We start from the raw sequence: 18,010 nt of genomic DNA, 5'->3' as shown, positions 1-18,010 counted from the left end.
GGGCCCATTATCGGAAACCCGGATTTCCAGGCGGCCAGAGGTAGCGGAAACGACGATTGAAACATCGGCTGCCCCTGCCTCCAGACTGTTATTCACAAGATTGGTACAGGCGCCGACCAGGGCATCGCGATTGCACATCAGCCGGCAAGGCGTCTGCACCTGGTTGTCCAGGGTCACCTGCACACCTGGCGCAAGCTTGAGTCCATCAACAGCAGACTCGAGCGCTTCCACCAGGCGCGACGAATCCAGCTCTTCCGCCAGTCGGGTTTCACCGCGGGCGAAGATCAACATGTCACGAACCTGCTGTTCCAGATGGGTCAGGCGGGACATCAGCCGGGAAGCGCAACGTTGACGTAGCTCCTCATCGAGATCCGGCTGGCTCAGATGGCCACCATAGAGAATGGCAGCAGACAGCGGTGTGCGAATCTGGTGGGCCAGGGACGCAACCATCTTACCCATGGCAGAGAGGCGCTGGGCATGAGCCAGTTGCGACTGGAGCTGCCGCGTTTCAGTCAGATCGGTCAGCAGGATCAACTGACCCGGCTGATTCTCCATGGTACGGATCTCAATGCTGACCCGGCGACCATCCTTCAGGGACACCTCATGGCCATCGTCGTTACGGGGCGCGAAACAGCGGCGGATAACGTCAATCCAGCGCTCGCCCTCAAGCGGCTCGCCGAGCAAGGCAATGGCGGCCGGGTTGCTCTGGCTGACAGTGCCATGCTTGTCCAGCACCACCACACCCGCAGGCAGGGCATTGAGCAAGGTAGACAGGCGATCTGCCAGCTGCTCTTTCTGCTCCAGCTCCTGCTGGCGCTGCCGCGATTCATAAGACAGCTCACCCGACAGCTGGTTCACCCGAGACTCGAGTGTGCGATAGGAATCGGTAATCTGCCGAGACATGCGATTGAACAGTTCCAGCGCAGAATCTACAGCCTCATCGTCCTGCTGCGGAAACAGTGCTGTCACCTTGTCGTTGACATCAGCCGCAGCGTTGGCATCCGGCTGGTGGCGGGACTCCATAACGACATGTGCGTGGCTCATAACCTTTCCCCCTGACAGGCCCGGCGGGGCCATCAATACTTTTGTTCGGAAAGGTTAAAGCTAACAGCGTGCCAATTAGCATTTATTGTTTATTTTCAAATAGTAACGAAACCAACGATACCCGGGGTGACGAATTACCGTCGGCCAGAAACAACAATGGCGTCGCAGGTTACAAACCTTTGACGCCACCTTTTAACGGCCACCCCGGTGTCATCAGGCTTCTTCTGAGTCGTCCCTCAGACCATACTTTCGCACTTTCTCCACCAGCGTAGTGCGCCGTATCCGCAGCTTCTCGGCAGCGCGGGCGACTACGCCGCTGGCTTCATCAAGAGCCTGCTGAATCAACTGCTTTTCAAGATTGGAGAGATAATCCTTCAGATCAATGCCGTTCACCGGCAGCAACGCTGGCGCATCCAGCCCCACCAGGCCTGGTATGGAAGAGGGCATACCGGAATCCTCTACCGGGCGATTCTCGTCATAATCATCCACATAGCGGAACTTCTTCGGCAATTCCTGCACTCCGATCACGCCATAGGGATGCATGATGGCAAGACGCTCCACCAGGTTAGCCAGCTCACGGACATTGCCCGGCCAATCATGACGACACAGGCTCATGATGGCCGCCGAGTTCATCCGCAATGAACCACGCTTCTCTTTCTCCATCCGGGAAATCAGCTCGTTGATCAACAGTGGAATGTCTTCGACTCGCTCCCGGAGTGCCGGCATTTCGATGGGGAACACGTTCAGCCGGTAGTACAGATCCTCCCGGAAATCACCAGATTCAATCATGTCCTCAAGATGCTTGTGGGTCGCCGCAATCACCCGTACGTCAGCGGTCTGGGTGCGGTTACTGCCCACTTTTTCAAAGGTGCGCTCTTGCAGAACCCGCAGTATCTTCACCTGCATGTTCAGGGGCATATCGCCAATTTCATCCAGGAACAAGGTGCCGCCTTCCGCCATCTCAAAGCGCCCTACCCTCGCCGTAATGGCGCCGGTAAACGCGCCTTTCTCATGGCCAAAGAGCTCGCTTTCCAGCAGCTCTGCCGGAATGGCACCACAGTTCACCGGCACAAAGGGCTTATCGCGGCGGGAAGAATGGTAATGCAGATTGCGAGCAACCACTTCCTTCCCAGTACCGGACTCTCCGGTAATCAGCACGCTCACATCCTTGTCGGCCACCTGCTCCATCAACTGGCGCACTTGCTGGACTTTACGACTGGTTCCCACAAGGCTGCGGAACAGCTGCACACCACGCTGCTGGCCGCGCTGCTGGTTGCGGCTGAACTGGTCCCGATAGATCTGTGCGCGGTACAGGGAATCCACGAACTTGGTGTAGTTCAGCGGCCATTCCATCCGCGCAATCACTCGTGCCGCATCGTCCTCTGACAAACCCTTGAGCTCAGGGTCGCCAACCAGCAACACTGGTACACCGGTCATGGCCCGGCACACCTGCTCTATGGCGGAACAGGCGCCGGATTCGGTGCCGTTGACGACCGCCACTGAAACACTATCCCAGGCCTGATCATCGTCACTCGCCAAAAGCGCCAAAGCCTCGTCGCCGGAAATCACCTGCTCTTCACCGACAAACTCCAGAATGGTGACCAGATCTCGCCGCCTGGTTTCATCCTCACTCAGCACCAGCACTTTGTTATTTTTGGACATTCACAGGAATCTCTTCATGGATTTGTGCGGTATTTAAGACCGTATGCCGGCCCGAGTCAATTTTATGACGCTATCTTTGACGATTCGAGGAGACGTTCTGATAGGTTTTGGCGGCGTTACGGTTCTGGCTGACCCCCTTCAATGAGGCTTTCGCCTCGTCGCGGGCCTTCACAGCGGCGGCATCGGCCTCGGCCACAAAACGATTCAGCGCTTCCAGTCGCTCTCGCACCAGTGTGGCATCAAGGCGACCCTGCTCGAGCTCAGCCATCAACGGTTCCACCGTCGGTCGAACCCGGGCATTAAGCTGGCCCAAGCGTTCCCAATCCTGGTTGTCCAGGGCCAGGGTTAATTCGTTTTGAAGCTGATCCAGATCGGAAAGGAGGTTTTCAGGGTTGGCCATTGGCAATCTCCGGGGTCTGCGGGACAGACTGGCCAACGAAAGGGCGCCACCGGAAACGATGGCGCCCCGCAAGCGGACGGTTAACGCCGTGCAGCGCGACGGGCCGCAGAGGCGGTAAACTCGTTACCACGATACCCCGGCGCGAAATCATAGGCGGGGTAACCATTGTCCAGACCATCAATGTAATAACGATTTGCCTTCAGATCATACGTCATTTCCATGGTGGTCCAGAAGACCGGCTCGCTGTAGTAGCTGATATTGTGAGCCTCGGAAACGCGCCATAGCTCGCCTTTCTCGTTGTACTCCTCAGAGACCAGAATCTGCCAGCTATCTTCGTCAATGTAGAACACACGGCGCTCGTAAATATGGCCGATACCGGTACGACGCTTGGCCTCTACCACCCACACCCGATGCAGCTCATAGCGAGCAAGACTCTGGTTGATGTGGTTGGGGCGGATGACATCCTCAGGGCGAACACTGGAATCGTGAAGCTTGTATCCGTTGTAGGGAACCAGCAGCTCCCGTTTACCTTTGAGTTCCCAGTCATACTGGTTTGGAGCACCGTTATACATATCTTTCTGGTCAACCGAACGCAGAGAGGACGAATTCGGCAGGTCTGTCTCGTAGGCCAGGTTCGGAGACCGGCGCAGGCGTCGGGAACCCGCATCATAACGCCATGCAAGGCGAGGTGAACGAACCTGGTCCAGAGTCTCGTGCACCAGGGTGATGGTGCCCGCCAGCGTGGTCGGAGCGATCGTCTCGGTTTTCAGGTAGAAGATCTTGTTGTCGATATCGGCAAGATCCGCGCCTACCTGACTGTACGCGAAAAAATAATCGTAGTGGTTGACCACCGGGTTGAAAGAACCGTCTTCCTGAGGAGTGGCTGAAGCACTTCGGAAGGACACCTCCTCACCGCGATACCGGAGAATGTGGTTCCAGATCGCCTCCAGACCATTCTTCGGAATGGGGAACGGGCTGGTCATGATGGTGTCTCTTACCCCGTTACCATTATCCAAAAGCTCGGCGGTCAGGGCATTCTGACGGAACTTCTCGTATACATGTTCGGGAAACGCCGCTGTCCGACGGGTTTCATACACCGGCATGAAAAATGCCGGGCCATATTGCTCCAGCATCCGGATGTGGCCGTCCGACAACTTGTCCCGGTAAAGATCAAGGTTATCACCCGTCACCACATACAGGGCGTCATCGCCAGGGAACGGATTGGTTTCTACAGACCCCTCGCGCCAATTCGCCGGTGGCGTGGCAAGCCCGCCATCCCAGGCTGGAATGGTGCCCGCTGCGTTGCCCGCGCGCTCAGCACCAACCGGTGTCAGCTCATTATTCAGGCGCGCGGCTTCCGCCTGTGTTACCTTTGCCAGCAGCGGACTGGACGCCCCCATAACAGCAACTGCGATGGCAGCAATAAATCGGTTTCGCATCCTCAACCTCCAGCGTGAGTCACATGAGTGGTCAATACTCACCCAATCTGACGCTCTTTTTGCCAGTTTCAAACGCCCGTTTCAAGTGGTTGTTTGTAGTTTCTTGTGACAAGAGCATTTCCACAAAGCGGATAGAACGAGAAATAAACAGCCAAAAATGATAAACTCCCAAAGTTTTACCGGCCCTGTTTCTCTGATTTTTCGTTCGCAGGTTTCCTCATGGCATCTCAATGGCATTCTCTGGTTTCGCAAAAGCTGTTTCTGGCCAAAACGTTACTAATCCGGGTTGAGCAAGACGAAGCAGCGACTGCGCCAGAACGAGAAGCCCAACTGCAAGGTGCCATTGAGTTATTGCTGCGGGCTCGAGAACTCCTGCTGGTAATGATTACCCGATGCCACCAGAACAAAGTCGACAGACCGGCCTCCATCGACGAGCTGGAGGCGCTGTTTCCCTATGCGATTGCGGAAGGCGGGATGTTGAAGGAACTGGCTGAAACACCAGGCAGCTGGTGGCAACAGCTGAATCAGTTGGAGACTGCAGCTGGAGAACCGCCCAAGATACGGAAAACCGTGACGGAAGAAAACATCATTGCGGTTTCGGCGGATCAGGGGCCAGATCGGTCCGTTCAGGCTCTGAACAAGATACTGGCTGCCATGACCGTATTGACCAGAGAGATAGACGAGCAACACAGCGAGTGGTAATCCGCCTGCCGGAGCCAATCCATTAACATACGCTGACAGCAGATATAGGTTGAATGAATGTCACCTTCGTTTTTTGAAATTGTACAACTCGCCGACGGCGACTACGCGCTTCGCCGGATTGATGACGATGCAGCTCCACTTGTGCGCATCTCATTCTCTGATGAGGCCAGAGAAATGCTGGAAGACCGGGACATGAACGTCGCCAAGGCGATGATTGCCGCTGGCATCGAGGCCGCTGGCAACATCAGCCACGACATTGACTGGGAAGAGGACGAAAGCGAGTTCGCCGACAATCAGCCCCACTACACCTTGCATTGAGCACCCGTTATCTCTGGCGCAACACCACACCGTGGCTATTACCCTTGGCAGATGCCTTTTGCAACGCTTCCAGCGCCGCACGGCCTAGCTTGTGAGTCCAGAGCACAACGGCATGGCAGGTGCCTGCGCCCAGCGCCCGCTCAGCCAGCTCTTGTGCTGGGAATTCTGTCGTTGACCGCAACACCAGAATCTCACTGGCCACAATGCCGTGCATTTTCTGCCACTTGGCCACCAGGGACTGGGGAGGATCAATCCACGCCAGCCAACGTTTCTCCTGGTTGAGTTGTGTGAGCATTGGCAGCAGCAACTGGAAATTCTCCACCTGCTCCTCCGGAAGAATAATCTCGGTAACATTGCCACCGAAGCCAGACGCTGAACGTCGCTCCGAACCGGACGCTGCTACCCGGGCCGCCGGTGCCCTTTGGCCAGAGGAAACCGCGCCAGCCGCAACAACAGCTGCCGGCTGAAATGCCATGTTCTGAGTGAAGCTCAACTGTTCCATTACTCACCTACCTGCGCCATGCGCTGCCGAATACGGTATTCAGTGAAGATCGGAGCGGCGGATAACGCCTACGCCGAGACCTTCAATAAACAATTCCTGCTCCGCAAGATCGACCTCAATCGGAGCAAACTCCTCATTCTCTGCAATCAGCCAGACCTTGTTGCCTTCCCTGCGGAAACGCTTGACGGTGACCTCCTCTCCGACACGAGCGACAACGATCTGACCGTTATGGACATCCTGGGTACTGTGCACCGCCAGTAAATCACCATCCAGAATCCCGATGTCTTTCATGCTCATCCCCCGTACCCGCAAAAGGTAATCTGCTGAAGGAGAGAAGAAGCCCGGCTGCAGCGTGCAGTGATCTTCAATATGTTCCTGCGCCAGAATCGGGCTACCGGCGGCAACCTGCCCGATGACAGGGAGGCCCAGATCTTCTTCGGCCTCCGGCAGGCGAATGCCCCGGCTGGCTCCCGGGACCATCTCGATGGCGCCTTTCCTTGCCAGAGCCCTCAAATGTTCTTCCGCCGCGTTGGCGGAACGGAATCCCAGCTCTGCGGCAATTTCAGCCCTGGTGGGCGGGTAGCCGGTTTCATCCACGTAACGTCGGATAATGTCCAGCACCTGGGATTGTCTTGCAGTCAGTTTCATCAGTCGGGCTCCGGAATTTCGATCCTGTTTTTTTATACAGTGAACTGACTATATACAGTGTTTTATCCAGTGTAAAGCCCTCTCCGTTTCGTTTCCTTCCTGTAACGGGCGACCAACAGCCTGTATGTTATGGTGACGCAAACCAGACACAGGGAAGCCACACACAACCATGACCGTACACGACCGCTGCAAGATGCCGGAACAAACGACAAACCGGGACGGCCAGGAACGAAAAGTCGGGGTTGAGATTGAACTGTCCGGCCTGACCTACGAGGCCCTGGTCCAGCATGCTGCCCGACTGCTTGGGGGAGAGCCGGAGCTGACATCCCGTTATGTCACCCGACTGGATACGGACGCCGGGGCTTTCACCATTGAGCTGGACTCTGATCCTATCAAAGACCTGGATCTTGCCGACGAGCGGCTCCCGGAATCCATTCGGGAACTCGGCAACCACGCCATGGACGTCATTGATTTTGCCGCCGAGAAGATTGTGCCATTAGAGATTGTGGGACCACCGCTCGCAATGTCGGCTCTGGGCATGATCGAGAATCTGGTAGACGAGCTGCGAGACCTGGGTGCTGAAGGCAGCCGGGAGGCCATCTACTTTGCGTTCGGGCTTCAACTTAACCCGGAACTGCCCGATCTTGAACCCGAGACCCTGGTACGTTATCTGCAGGCGTTCGCACTGCTGTATGACTGGCTCAAGTCCCGGCATCAGCTGGATATCAGCCGGAAGTTCACCACCTACATCGAGCCCTGGAGCAGCCGCTACACAGACAAGCTGATGGCGGACGATTACCGTCCTGACCTGGACACACTGATGAGGGACTATCTGCACTACAATCCTACCCGGAACAAGGCGTTGGATCTTCTGCCACTGTTCGCTCATCTGAACGAATCGCTGTTGTCCGAATACGTTCAGGACCCCAGGATCAAAAGTCGTCCTACTCTGCACTACCGGCTGCCGGATTGTGATATCGACAATCCCAATTGGCACTTCTCCACAGTGTGGAACGATTGGGTAGTGCTGGAACAGCTTGCCAACAACCGTCAGGATCTTGATGCCCTGCGGGGCGAATTCCACGAATCCCGGAAGTTCAGCTTCCGCAATCTCACCCGCTCCTGGCGTGAGTCCACCGATGAATGGCTGCATCAGCACGGTTATGTCTGACTGGGAAAACGAAACGGACATCCCCGGTCTCACCATCGGCATCAGCGGCCCGGCCCGACGAAGTATGGCCCATCGGCTGATCAGCCTGGGCCTGCGCCTGCATGGCGCCAGAACACACTACATCCGCCCGGGCGACCGAACCAACGTCGAACTACTGGACGGGCTGGTTCTCTCGGGCGGCACCCACGTGCATCCGGGCCGCTATGGTCAACAACCCCAAGTGACGGCCAGGTATGACCTGAAACGGGATGCTACCGACACCGAGCTTCTCCGCCAGGCGGAGGCGATTAACATTCCGGTGCTGGGTATCTGCCGCGGTGCACAGTTTATCAACGTCTTTCACGGCGGGTCCCTGTGCCAGAACGTTACCCCGTTGCGGGTACATACCCGACATCGACCTTTGTTATTACCCCTCCAAACGGTTCGCCTGGTCCGGGACAGCCGTCTGGGAGGCCTGATGTACAGCCACGTGATTGGCGCCAACCGCATTCACAGCCAGGCCATCAAGCGCCTTGGACAGAATCTCAGAGTGACGGCCGTGGACAACGACCTGTTTGTGCAGGCCATCGAAAACACCGGCCGACAATGGTTGATGGGAGTGCAATGGCACCCCGAATACCTGCTTTACCACACCGGGCACCGTCGCATCTTCAGCCACTTTGTGCACGCCGCCCGGGCCCGGAAACTGGAACGACTGGATAACCGGGAAGGCCCGGAGTTCCACTCATAAGGAGAATGACCATGATCAAACGTCGACTGCCACTTGCGCTCGCCGCCGCCGTCACCGTGATACCCGCGGCAGCCAGTGCCGGAGAAGTGAGCCTGAATGGCGAAGGTATTGTTCGTTACGAACCAGACAGCGCCAGACTGCAGTTCTCAGTCACGGCCGAGCACCCGGATGCCGCAAAGGCCTCTGAACAGGTGTCCGACACCATGGACGAATGGCGCCAGGCCATTGCGGCCTATCGTAATGAGCTGGACGACTATTCTGATGCCGATCTCAGTGTTTACACTCGCATGCTTCCTGTACGGGAACAAGGCCAGGATCCCAAGCGAGTATCGGTGGCAAGCCAGACCGTCAGCTTCTCGATCAACGATCTGGATCTGCTGAATCCGTTGATTGGTGAAGCCAACAAGCTGGGGCTGCAATATCATCTTGGCAGCCACCAGTTTTTCCACTCAGACGAGCAGGGGCTGGAACGCGAAGCTCTGGCAAGGGCCATCGCCGATGCCAGAAGCCGCTGCGAGTTTGTCGCCAAGCAACTCGAGCAACGTTGTGGCGAAGTGGTCAGTCTGAATGTGAACGGCGGCCATCGTCCGGTACCGATGATGCAAGCGGAATCGAAAATGGTCGGTGACGCCGTTTCAAGCGTGGGCCCCAGGGAAATCCAGGCCACCGTCAGCGCCACCTTCGAGCTGGACTGACCTGGCCACTCAGAAGTTCCGTGTATAGAAAATATCCAGTGAGGCCGCCAGACCACTGGCGGCCTCCAGATAGAAGTAGCGGCCCAAATCGTAGCGCAGGGCTACCGTGGTAATGGGTTCAAATATGCCAACACCATAACGGAGGCTTAGTTCGTCTGTGATATAGCCGCTCGCCACCACGGAGGCCTGCTCCCCTGAACCCTCCGCCTCCAATGTCAGGTTACGGATACCCAGCTCGTTTCCAATACCTTGTGTGATCTTGCTGGCCTGGGTAAGACCCAGTGACAACGCAGCCCGGCTCATCTGCCCCTCATCCCCCTGGCCCCGGGGCGGACGACCAAGAATAACGTACGACAAGGCATCACTCTGCGGCATCGACGGTTCCGAGAACACTTCCGTTTCCGGCTCATCCACTGGGCCGGACAACCGGATCCCGGCGACCACCGTATCAACTTCACGGACTGCCTCAATGTCCAAATACGGTCGGGTCAGCGCACCTACAAAGAGAATCCGTGCCCGGCGCAGGTCCAGTTCCTGGCCAAAGGCTTCATAGCGACCATTCACTAACTGCAGCGCACCCCGCGTATCCATATTGTTGCCAATGCGCAACGTGCCTTCGAGGTTGCCGGTGACACCAAACGCGGCAAACGACACCTCATCCTCACCGACCACCACAGTCACATCCATCAGCATGGACCGAATGGCAGGTTCTTCCCGTTCAACACCCACGATGACTTCATCCTCGGAAACCGACACCGCCGATGGGGGGACGCTCTGGACTTCGATTTCGCCTCTGGGCACCTCAACGCGGCCGGAGACCGACAGCTCTCCAGATTTGAAGGCAATATCCAGATCCGGCGCCACCTCCAACCGGGCATAAGGTTCCAGCGTCACCGGCAGCCGTTCGCCTTTCAGGTTGATCGCGACCTGCGGCGACTGTGCCCACTCCAAGCTCCCGGAGACCTCGCCCTTACTGCGATCATTGCTTTTCCAGCGCCCGCTGATATCGGCCGACTGCCCCCGGAACTCAAGCACTACAAGCAATTCCTCCAGTGGCAGGGGAAGGCCAGGATCAAACACTCGCCCTTCACTAAGCACCAGCTCGCCGGTGACGTCAGGCTTCATCAAGGGACCGCTCAAACGACCACTGCCATTAACCCGCCCCTGAATATCTTCAATACCGGTAAAAGCCGAGAGGAAAGCAAGATTAAGGGCCTGGAGCCGGAATTCACCATCAACCGTGCGGTCACTGGCCAGAGGATCCACAGCAAGATCCAGATCAAACTGGCCAAGTTCCGGGCCGCTGAAATCCAGGCTGACATTGGCCTCATCCGGTTTAAGATTAGCCTCAACCACTAGCTGGTCATGAGTGATGGGCTGCCAGTCGTCCAGCACCAGAACCCCGAACTCGCCAGCGCCGGCATCAATCCGGATAGTGCCATCGGGACCCGCATCCGTGAGAGTTACGGCAATGTCGGCGTCTATAGTCGATTGCCACCGGAATGTCTCTGGAAACAACGGCGCCAATGCACTGGCCGGGAAACCTCGCAGTTCATAAGCAATGCGGGAGTCTGGCCACAGTCTCTGGTCAGCCGCACAGACCGAGCTTTGCTGCCAGCGCCAGCAGTGACTGCCAAGTTCAAGAGCCCCGGCCACGTAGGTGAGATCCGCTCTCCTATCCAGCTGCCAGATCTGCCCGGGCTCTGGTACGGAAATCCGGCCCCGGGTCAGCTGTCCGCGCCAATCCGGTAGTTTCTCTCCCAGCCCGCCCGCGAATTCCAGCTCAACCGAAGCTTCAGGATGATCGACTTGCAATGCCAGGGTGTGGCGCTCCCGGGTGCCGCCGAGGGACGCTACAACCTTGTCGAGTTCCTGGCCAGCGAGACGCAGCTCAGTGCCCGACAGATCAAGGTCCAGCACCCCGTCACTATCAAGTCCCGCCTCAAGCTGCGCCTCGGTAACCAGGAATTGATCCTGCCAGGCCAGATTGCCCGCCGTCAGTGAGAGCTCAGCTTCCGGAGCTTCCGGCGAGCCAGCCAGCCGAAGCCGTCCGGCAGCCTCCCCACCCAGACCAGCCAACAGTTGTTGCGGTGCGGCAAGATCAAAGCGCAGGTCGCCCGCCAGAGATTCGCCATACCGTCCACTGCCCTCAAGCCGGTTATCCCCGACGGACAGGTTGAAGTTTTGCACAACCCAGTCTCGCCCCTGGGTGGACAAGGTTCCTTTTGCCTGTGCCGGCTGCTGCCGCCATTGGCCGCTGAGATCCAGATCTGCGAATAATTCGGGCAGCGCCCCCTCCCGCAACTGGCCTCGGGTAGCCGCCGTTCCATTCAAACGCGCTTCCAGTTGCGGCACCCAAAAGCCCGGATTGAATCGATCGAGCTCAAACTGCGCCTCCCAGCTCAGCGGCCCGGAAAACACCAGTTCTGCCTGTCCGGAAAGCGCGCCGGCACCGGTGGTCATGTCCAGCTGGCTAAGGCTCACCGATTGCAGATCCCCTATCAGCCGGGATGTCAGTTCGGCTTCACCCAGGGGCCCCGCCACTGAAGCATCCAGCGCTGCCTGATAACGACCATTACCATACTGAACCTGGCCATCCAGACGTTTCAGCACAACCGGTGGCGGCTCCAGGCCCGGAATCAGGCCGTACCAGGGAAACTCCTCCAGGGTTATGTCTGCGCTGGCATCAATACCGTCACGCCAGGATACCTTGCCGCTCGCACCGAAGCGGCCATCGAAATTGCCCTCCCGATCCCGCGCGATCATCGTAACCTCGACGCCGGAAGCGCCTTGGAGGGTCACCAGACCCTGAACTGACGCCTCCACTGGCCCGGTGGACGCCGGGAGCATCGCCCGGGTTCGGGTATCGAAGCCCCGAGCCAGGCTACCATCGAGTTCCAGCCGCCATTGGCCCAGCGTCAGGGTTTCAGGCACGGCGCTGTGCGGCCAAAATTCCGGCGACTGAAGCTTCAGGGTAGCCGGCAGATCGACATCAAGCGGATCCAATTCCCCCTCAAGGCGGGCATCGAGGTAGCCGCTGCTGGCGCCTGCCAAACGAAGATCCCGGGCGCTGCCGGACAGATCCAGGGCAATCTGCCAGTCGTCTCCGCTCGGTGGTGGCAAGGTCACGTTGACTGAAAGAGTCAATGGCCAGTCCCGACGCATCTCGGCTCGGCCATTGGCGGTCACCAGAATATCACCGCGTTCATACAGAAGGTGGTCAATGTTCAGGGTGGCACCCGACGCCCGGGAATCCAGCTCGACCCGATTCCAGACCAGGTTGTCATTTACCGTCAGTGCCCCGAGCCGGACTTCACGGATATTCACACCCAGGGGCAGATTGACTGAAGGCAACTGGATATCACCTCGTGGCTGATCAGCCTGGTCGGGGGATTCCTGCACAGTAACCGCGATACTGGCCGCCTTGAGCGTGTCCAGACATACCGTCAGCTCAAGAAGGCACGACGGTGACCAGTCAATTTCCGGTTCGCTCACCTGCACGCCAACACCATAGCCCTGCCAGACCAGGCCATCGGCCCGCCACTGCCCCAGCATCGAGCCCTCGGCAGCGTCCGTCCGCAGGCCTGGTACCTGTTCAATGACCCAGGCGGTTCCCGTCTCACTGCGCAGGGCCAGCAGAACTGCAACCACCAGCAACAGGGGCACCAGCAGCAGTACCAGGACAATAACCAGCGGCCAGAACCACCAATGCCGGGATTTTCGGGTTTCCGGTTCGGCATCCGGGGCCTGTGTATTTCTGGATTGCGCCTCGGTCACAGTTCCGGCCCCATGGAAAAGTGAATCCGCCAGCCACCGCCAAGCTCCTCATTCAAACCCCTGGCAACATCCAGGCGAAGCGGTCCCACGGGGCTGACCCAACGAATCCCCACCCCAACACCGGTCGCCAGCGGATCAAAGACATCGTTCACGGCATTACCCTCATCCACAAAGGCGGCCACACGCCAGTTCCTGGCAAACTCATACTGGTACTCAGCACTCCCCACAATGAGATATCGACCGCCAACGGCCACACCATCGCTGTCCTCCGGTGAAAGCGTCTCATAACCATACCCTCGTACGCTTTGGTCACCACCGGCAAAGAACCGCAGAGAGGGCGGCACATCGGAAAAATTATTGGTGGCAACACCGCCAAAGTTGAATCGGGCAAGAAAACGATGGTTGTCAGCCAAGGTGTACAGACCCTTGGCAAGCAGATTGACATGCAGAATATCCGCATCTGAAAGCACAGCCCGGTGGGCCCCGGTAACATCCAGCTGTAAACGGAATCCCCGGGACGGATCCAGTGGCGAATCCGCCTGCAGCTTTGAATAGCTCACACCCGGCAGAAGCAGGCTGGAGGTTCCTCGCTCACCGTCACCAATGCGAAAGCGCTCGCCTTCCCAGCGCATCGACAACACCTGCATCCAACCGTTGTCCAGTTGATGGTTCCATTGCTGACCGAAGGTCAGGCGTTCGGACTCAACGTCTTCCACATGTTCCCGCTGATACCCGGTGCCCAGGCGGATGGAATCGGTCATGGGCGGGTCAAGAGGCAGTTCGTACCAACCACTGACACTCTGGCGCAGTTCAGAGAGCTCGGTATCTGCCCCTCTCTTGTGCCCCATGGAGTTAATATAGTGCTCACGCCAGTTGCCGCGGAAACGCGGCCCCACATCGGTCGAGAACCCGACGCCCGCAGACACCGATCTGGGAGGCCTGGGAGTGAGACCGATTGTCACTGGAATAACACGATCCTCTGCCTGGGAAGGAGAGGCATCAATGTCGACGCCAGAAAAATAGCCGCTGTTGGAGAGATCCCGGTTCAACCGGGCCACCTTGTCTGCATGAAACGGCTCGCCCGGCTCTGTGGTTACAAATTGCCGCAGCAACTGCTCATCAAAACCATGGCCTTCCAGAAAGGTGACTTCACCCAGTTGGTAGCGTTCACCGGTGCGATAGGTAAGCAGGATATCCGCGGCGTTGGCGTCCGGGTCGACCTTCAGCTTTCGGGTCTCATACTCGCCGTCAAAGTAGCCCAGGCGCCCTGCCCGGTTCTGGATCGCCTGCCGCAAACCGTCATATTCACCATGATTCAGAATATCACCTTCCCGGGGACGCTCCGGGAGGCTTTGCACCAGGTCCGGATCGTCGGCCCCGGGCCCCTGGATATCCACCTGCCGGGATCGCACGCGCACCGGCTCGCCGGGAACGATGGTCAGCACCAGCTCCGCTGGCGCTTCATCCTGTTCATTCACTTGCCAGCGTATGGTCGGATTGTAGTATCCGAGGGCCCGGACCGCTTCTTCCACCTGGGCGGCGGCGCTGGAGGCGTAACGCCGCAATCCGTCAGCGGTTCTGTCCTGTACCTCACCCAGCAGGATTTCCGCGTTCTCCTGCAACTGGTCGTAATCCCCCTCGACCTCTACCCGAACCTGGTTGGCAAATCCCGAGCTCGCCTGCCATAACAGCAACCATATCACCGGCCTGATCGCTGCTTGAATGTGAGTCCCGAATAACCGCATCAAAGGATGGCTGCCCTGACCAGATAAAGTGAGTGTTCCCTGTCACAGGGGCGAGAGTTTACCCGCAAGACTGGGGCGCTATCCATGCCCGCCGTATTAAGATTAGCAGCATAACGCCATTGCTGTTGCCACCGTCAGCCTCGTACCTGTTCCAGAAATAGGCTAACCTGTCAGACACTTATAGAGCCATAGACAGGTCCTACGGATGCTTCATGTAAACCGCGAAAACCTGAAATCCAGTCATCAGTTGATCTGGTTCCTGATCGACTTTCTGATGCTTGGCCTGTTGATCATCAACCTTTCGTTCATCATCTGGGATTCCATCTACAACTTTGTGGCTGTGCAGAATCTCCTCAAAGACTACGCGCCGGCACTGCAATCTGCCTACCACCCCATTCATGAACGCTTCATCTTCTACGACCTGATCTTCGTGGCCATTTTCCTGAGCGAATTTGTACTGCGCTGGGGTTATTCAATCAGGGCAAAAGTCTATGACCGCTGGTACTTCTATCCGTTCATCCATTGGTACGATCTGGTGGGCTGCATTCCGGTTGGCAGCCTCCGGTTTCTGAGAATCCTGAGGGTGATCTCTATTATCTACCGGCTGCATCAGTACAAGATCATCGATTTCACCAACACCCGGCTGTTCCGGTTCGTTAATTTCTACTACGAAGCATTCATGGAGGAGTTGTCTGACCGGATTGTCCTGAAAGTACTCAGCGGTGTTCAGGAAGAAGTTCGACGGGGCTCGCCTCTGTTTGAGCGTATCCAGCAGGATATTCTTTATCCGCGGCGGGAAATGTTGTCAGACTGGATTTCAGAGCGGGTGGCAGTGGCAGCCAAGGAGGGTTACGTACCAAATCGCGGCGCATTGAGGGCCTACCTGGAAAACCGGGTAGACCAGGCCTTGAAGCAGAATCTGGAGCTATCCCGATTGAAATACCTGCCAGTGGTGGGGCCAACCATCCAGGATACGCTGGAGAATGCGGTGGGTGATATTGTCGCCAATGTGATTCACCAGATTCTCGAAGACCTGGCCTCCACTTCTAACCATGCGTTTATTGAAGATATCGTCAACGTATTCCTGCCCGAACCTGGCCAACAACAGGAAGAGGCCGAAAACGAAGCGCTAATCAACCTGATACTGGAGGTGGTCGACGCCATCAAGGACCAGGTCCGGGTCAAACACTGGCGCGAGAATCTGCCCTGACAGGAATTGCTCTTTACTGTGGCAACCCATCGATGACCGCCTGACAGGCCTGTTCCAGGTTCAGCCCATGGCCCTTGATGGTCAGGTCCGCGTAGCGGGTATAAAGGGCGAAACGCTCTTCAAATAACGCTTCCAGAGACTGGTCGGGCCGACGGGAGATACCGCGGAGACTGTAATTGCCGATACGTCTGCGTACCTCATCCAGAGAGATATCGAGAAACACTACGGTACCCTTCTGCCTCAGGTGTGTCATCGCGGCCTCACTGTACACCGCACTACCACCGGTGCTGATGACCTGACCTTCAACCTCAAGTGCCAGCAGTACCTGCTCTTCAATCCGGCGCAGGGCCAGATAGCCTTCCTGATCAACGATCTCCTGCAGCGTTCGCCCGGCCTGCTCCTGGATCAGCAGATCGGTATCGATAAACCCCAGGCCCAGGCGTTTTGCCACCAACACTCCGACGGTGCTTTTGCCGCTGCCGGGCATGCCGATAAACACCAGATTTCTGCGCCCGGTGGTCATGCTGATTCACGAACCTCGGCTGAACGACAGGCCGCCGCGGTGAACAACACATCCGTTGATGAGTTCAATGCGGTTTCGGTGGAATCCTGAACCACGCTGATGACGAAACCAATGGCAACCACCTGCATGGCCACTTCCGTGGAGATACCAAACAGACTGGTCGCCAGCGGAATAAGCAGCAGTGAACCTCCAGCCACGCCGGAAACCCCGCAGGCCGCAATAGACGAAACCACACAAAGCAGCAGTGCGGTCGGGAAATCCACCGGAATACCCAGGGTATTCGCAGCCGCCAGGGTAATCACGGAGATGGTGATGGCGGCACCGGCCATATTGATAGTGGCACCGAGCGGGATGGAAATCGCGTAAGTATCCGGGTCCAGCCCCAGCCGGTCACACAGGTTAAGGTTAACCGGGATATTGGCAGCGGAACTGCGGGTAAAAAAGGCGGTGATGGCACTGCCCCTTAAACAGGCGAATACCAGGGGGTAAGGATTCTGGCGGGTGTGGAGGAAGACAATCAACGGATTGGTCACCAGAGCCACAAACAGCATACAGCCAACGATGACCGCCAGAAGGCGACCGTATTCCAGCAGCGCGCCGATGCCGGCATCTGCCAGGGTATTGGCAACCAGCCCGAAGATTCCCAGGGGCGCAAACCGGATAACGGCCCGGACAATGCCGGAAATTGCATCGGACAGGTCGTTCACCACTTGCCGGGTGGCGTCACGGCCCTGGCGCAGCATTAATCCCAGACCAACGGCCCAGGCCAGAATAGCAATGAAGTTCCCCTCCATCAGGGCGCTGACCGGATTCGTCACCGCGCTCAGCAGAAGATTGCGCAGGATCTCGACTACCCCGCCAGGCGGGTTGCCGCTGACTTCCGGAAGCTCCAGCGTGAGTTCCGTGGGGAAGACAAAGCTGGCGATCACGGCTACCACCGCCGCTACCAGCGTACCGATCACATAGAGCAGCAACACCCCACGAATGTGGGTTGGCTGTCCCTGCTGGTGATTGGCAATGGCTGCCGTCACCAGCGCAAACACCAGAATCGGCGCAACCGCTTTCAGGGCGGATATAAACAGTTGGCCAAGCAGAGAAACCGATTGGGCAGTATCAGGCCAGACCACGGCCAGCAAAACGCCGGCAATGATTCCGATGGTAATCTGGGGTATCAACCCCATCTGCAGCAGGGGGCGTACAACGCCAAGTCGCCGGGAAGACATCTTTGGGCTCCTTTTGCTTGGTCAGAAAGGGGCATCACCCGGCAATAATGGCCATGGGAATAATCTGCCGCCCAGAAAGCAAAAAAGGCAGATCAGTGAAGGTAACTGACCTGCCTTTTTCTTTTTTGGTAGCGGGAGCTGGATTCGAACCAACGACCTTCGGGTTATGAGCCCGACGAGCTACCAGACTGCTCCACCCCGCAACAAAGGGGTCGCAGTAT

The 18,010-nt window shown here is 57.5% G+C and carries 16 protein-coding genes and 1 tRNA gene; 6 read left to right on the top strand and 11 right to left on the bottom strand.

The window, feature by feature from the left end; all coding sequences use genetic code 11:
• From B3Y70_RS02890 to B3Y70_RS02875, 4 genes are all read right to left on the bottom strand, one after another.
• Positions 1–1,044, bottom strand: a 1,044-nt coding sequence (locus B3Y70_RS02890; protein WP_288589163.1) for a sensor histidine kinase, incomplete at its 3' end; no start/stop codon positions are given.
• Positions 1,045–1,257: 213 nt separating this feature from the next.
• Complete coding sequence (locus B3Y70_RS02885; RefSeq protein WP_011785475.1) at positions 1,258–2,706, bottom strand: sigma-54 dependent transcriptional regulator; 1,449 nt, start codon at positions 2,704–2,706, stop codon at positions 1,258–1,260.
• 70 nt (positions 2,707–2,776) lie between these two features.
• Positions 2,777–3,106 (bottom strand): SOS cell division inhibitor, encoded by a 330-nt coding sequence (locus B3Y70_RS02880; RefSeq protein WP_199452239.1) that lies wholly within the window; start codon positions 3,104–3,106, stop codon positions 2,777–2,779.
• 80 nt (positions 3,107–3,186) lie between these two features.
• Complete coding sequence (locus B3Y70_RS02875) at positions 3,187–4,545, bottom strand: DUF1329 domain-containing protein (protein WP_206851406.1); 1,359 nt, start codon at positions 4,543–4,545, stop codon at positions 3,187–3,189.
• 219 nt (positions 4,546–4,764) lie between these two features.
• Here B3Y70_RS02875 and B3Y70_RS02870 point away from each other — a divergent pair, with 219 nt between their 5' ends.
• A complete protein-coding gene (locus B3Y70_RS02870; protein WP_286714250.1) occupies positions 4,765–5,247 on the top strand; it encodes a DUF6586 family protein in 483 nt (160 codons plus the stop codon).
• Between the two features lie 57 nt (positions 5,248–5,304).
• The gene (locus B3Y70_RS02865; RefSeq protein WP_121206861.1) at positions 5,305–5,565 is read left to right on the top strand and encodes a hypothetical protein; all 261 of its coding nucleotides are present in this window, start codon (positions 5,305–5,307) and stop codon (positions 5,563–5,565) included.
• Positions 5,566–5,572: 7 nt separating this feature from the next.
• Here the strand turns inward: B3Y70_RS02865 and B3Y70_RS02860 are convergent, their stop codons facing one another.
• Complete coding sequence (locus B3Y70_RS02860; RefSeq protein ID WP_121206862.1) at positions 5,573–6,067, bottom strand: cell division inhibitor SulA; 495 nt, start codon at positions 6,065–6,067, stop codon at positions 5,573–5,575.
• Between the two features lie 39 nt (positions 6,068–6,106).
• Complete coding sequence (gene lexA / locus B3Y70_RS02855) at positions 6,107–6,718, bottom strand: transcriptional repressor LexA (protein ID WP_031210455.1); 612 nt, start codon at positions 6,716–6,718, stop codon at positions 6,107–6,109.
• Positions 6,719–6,884: 166 nt separating this feature from the next.
• Here lexA and B3Y70_RS02850 point away from each other — a divergent pair, with 166 nt between their 5' ends.
• The 3 genes from B3Y70_RS02850 to B3Y70_RS02840 are packed head-to-tail and all read left to right on the top strand — an operon-like array spanning position 6,885 to position 9,311.
• A complete protein-coding gene (locus B3Y70_RS02850) occupies positions 6,885–7,886 on the top strand; it encodes an amidoligase family protein (protein ID WP_273029875.1) in 1,002 nt (333 codons plus the stop codon).
• On the top strand, positions 7,879–8,616 hold the full coding sequence (locus B3Y70_RS02845; protein ID WP_222179971.1) for a gamma-glutamyl-gamma-aminobutyrate hydrolase family protein: 738 nt from the start codon (positions 7,879–7,881) through the stop codon (positions 8,614–8,616). The genes B3Y70_RS02850 and B3Y70_RS02845 overlap by 8 nt, the downstream gene beginning before the upstream one ends.
• Positions 8,617–8,627: 11 nt before the next feature.
• The gene (locus B3Y70_RS02840) at positions 8,628–9,311 is read left to right on the top strand and encodes an SIMPL domain-containing protein (protein ID WP_228198057.1); all 684 of its coding nucleotides are present in this window, start codon (positions 8,628–8,630) and stop codon (positions 9,309–9,311) included.
• 9 nt (positions 9,312–9,320) lie between these two features.
• On the opposite strand, the gene B3Y70_RS02835 is transcribed toward B3Y70_RS02840, so the two are convergent.
• Together B3Y70_RS02835 and B3Y70_RS02830 are read right to left on the bottom strand one after the other, a co-directional pair.
• Positions 9,321–13,088: a translocation/assembly module TamB domain-containing protein gene (locus B3Y70_RS02835; protein WP_222179970.1), complete on the bottom strand. Its 3,768-nt coding sequence runs from the start codon at positions 13,086–13,088 to the stop codon at positions 9,321–9,323.
• Positions 13,085–14,833: an autotransporter assembly complex protein TamA gene (locus B3Y70_RS02830; protein ID WP_222179969.1), complete on the bottom strand. Its 1,749-nt coding sequence runs from the start codon at positions 14,831–14,833 to the stop codon at positions 13,085–13,087. Before B3Y70_RS02830 ends, B3Y70_RS02835 begins: the two co-directional genes overlap by 4 nt.
• Before the next feature lie 205 nt (positions 14,834–15,038).
• Here B3Y70_RS02830 and B3Y70_RS02825 point away from each other — a divergent pair, with 205 nt between their 5' ends.
• Positions 15,039–16,043 carry a hypothetical protein gene (locus B3Y70_RS02825; RefSeq protein WP_113878958.1) on the top strand — a complete coding sequence of 335 codons (1,005 nt, stop codon included), beginning with the start codon at positions 15,039–15,041 and terminating at the stop codon, positions 16,041–16,043.
• Positions 16,044–16,056: 13 nt separating this feature from the next.
• On the opposite strand, the gene B3Y70_RS02820 is transcribed toward B3Y70_RS02825, so the two are convergent.
• The 3 genes from B3Y70_RS02820 to B3Y70_RS02810 form a co-directional block, all read right to left on the bottom strand.
• Entirely contained in the window at positions 16,057–16,566 is a 510-nt protein-coding gene (locus B3Y70_RS02820) for a shikimate kinase (protein WP_273029881.1), read from the bottom strand.
• Positions 16,563–17,789 (bottom strand): serine/threonine transporter SstT, encoded by a 1,227-nt coding sequence (sstT, locus tag B3Y70_RS02815; RefSeq protein WP_222179967.1) that lies wholly within the window; start codon positions 17,787–17,789, stop codon positions 16,563–16,565. The genes B3Y70_RS02820 and sstT overlap by 4 nt, the downstream gene beginning before the upstream one ends.
• Positions 17,790–17,915: 126 nt before the next feature.
• A tRNA-Met gene (locus B3Y70_RS02810) sits at positions 17,916–17,992 on the bottom strand.
• Positions 17,993–18,010 lie beyond the last annotated feature (18 nt).

This window comes from Marinobacter sp. UBA5687 (assembly GCF_002420325.1).
Taxonomy (GTDB): Bacteria; Pseudomonadota; Gammaproteobacteria; order Pseudomonadales; family Oleiphilaceae; genus Marinobacter; species Marinobacter nauticus.
The sequence above is the reverse complement of the archived record's forward strand: the minus strand, read 5'-3'. Positions and strand labels throughout refer to the sequence as shown.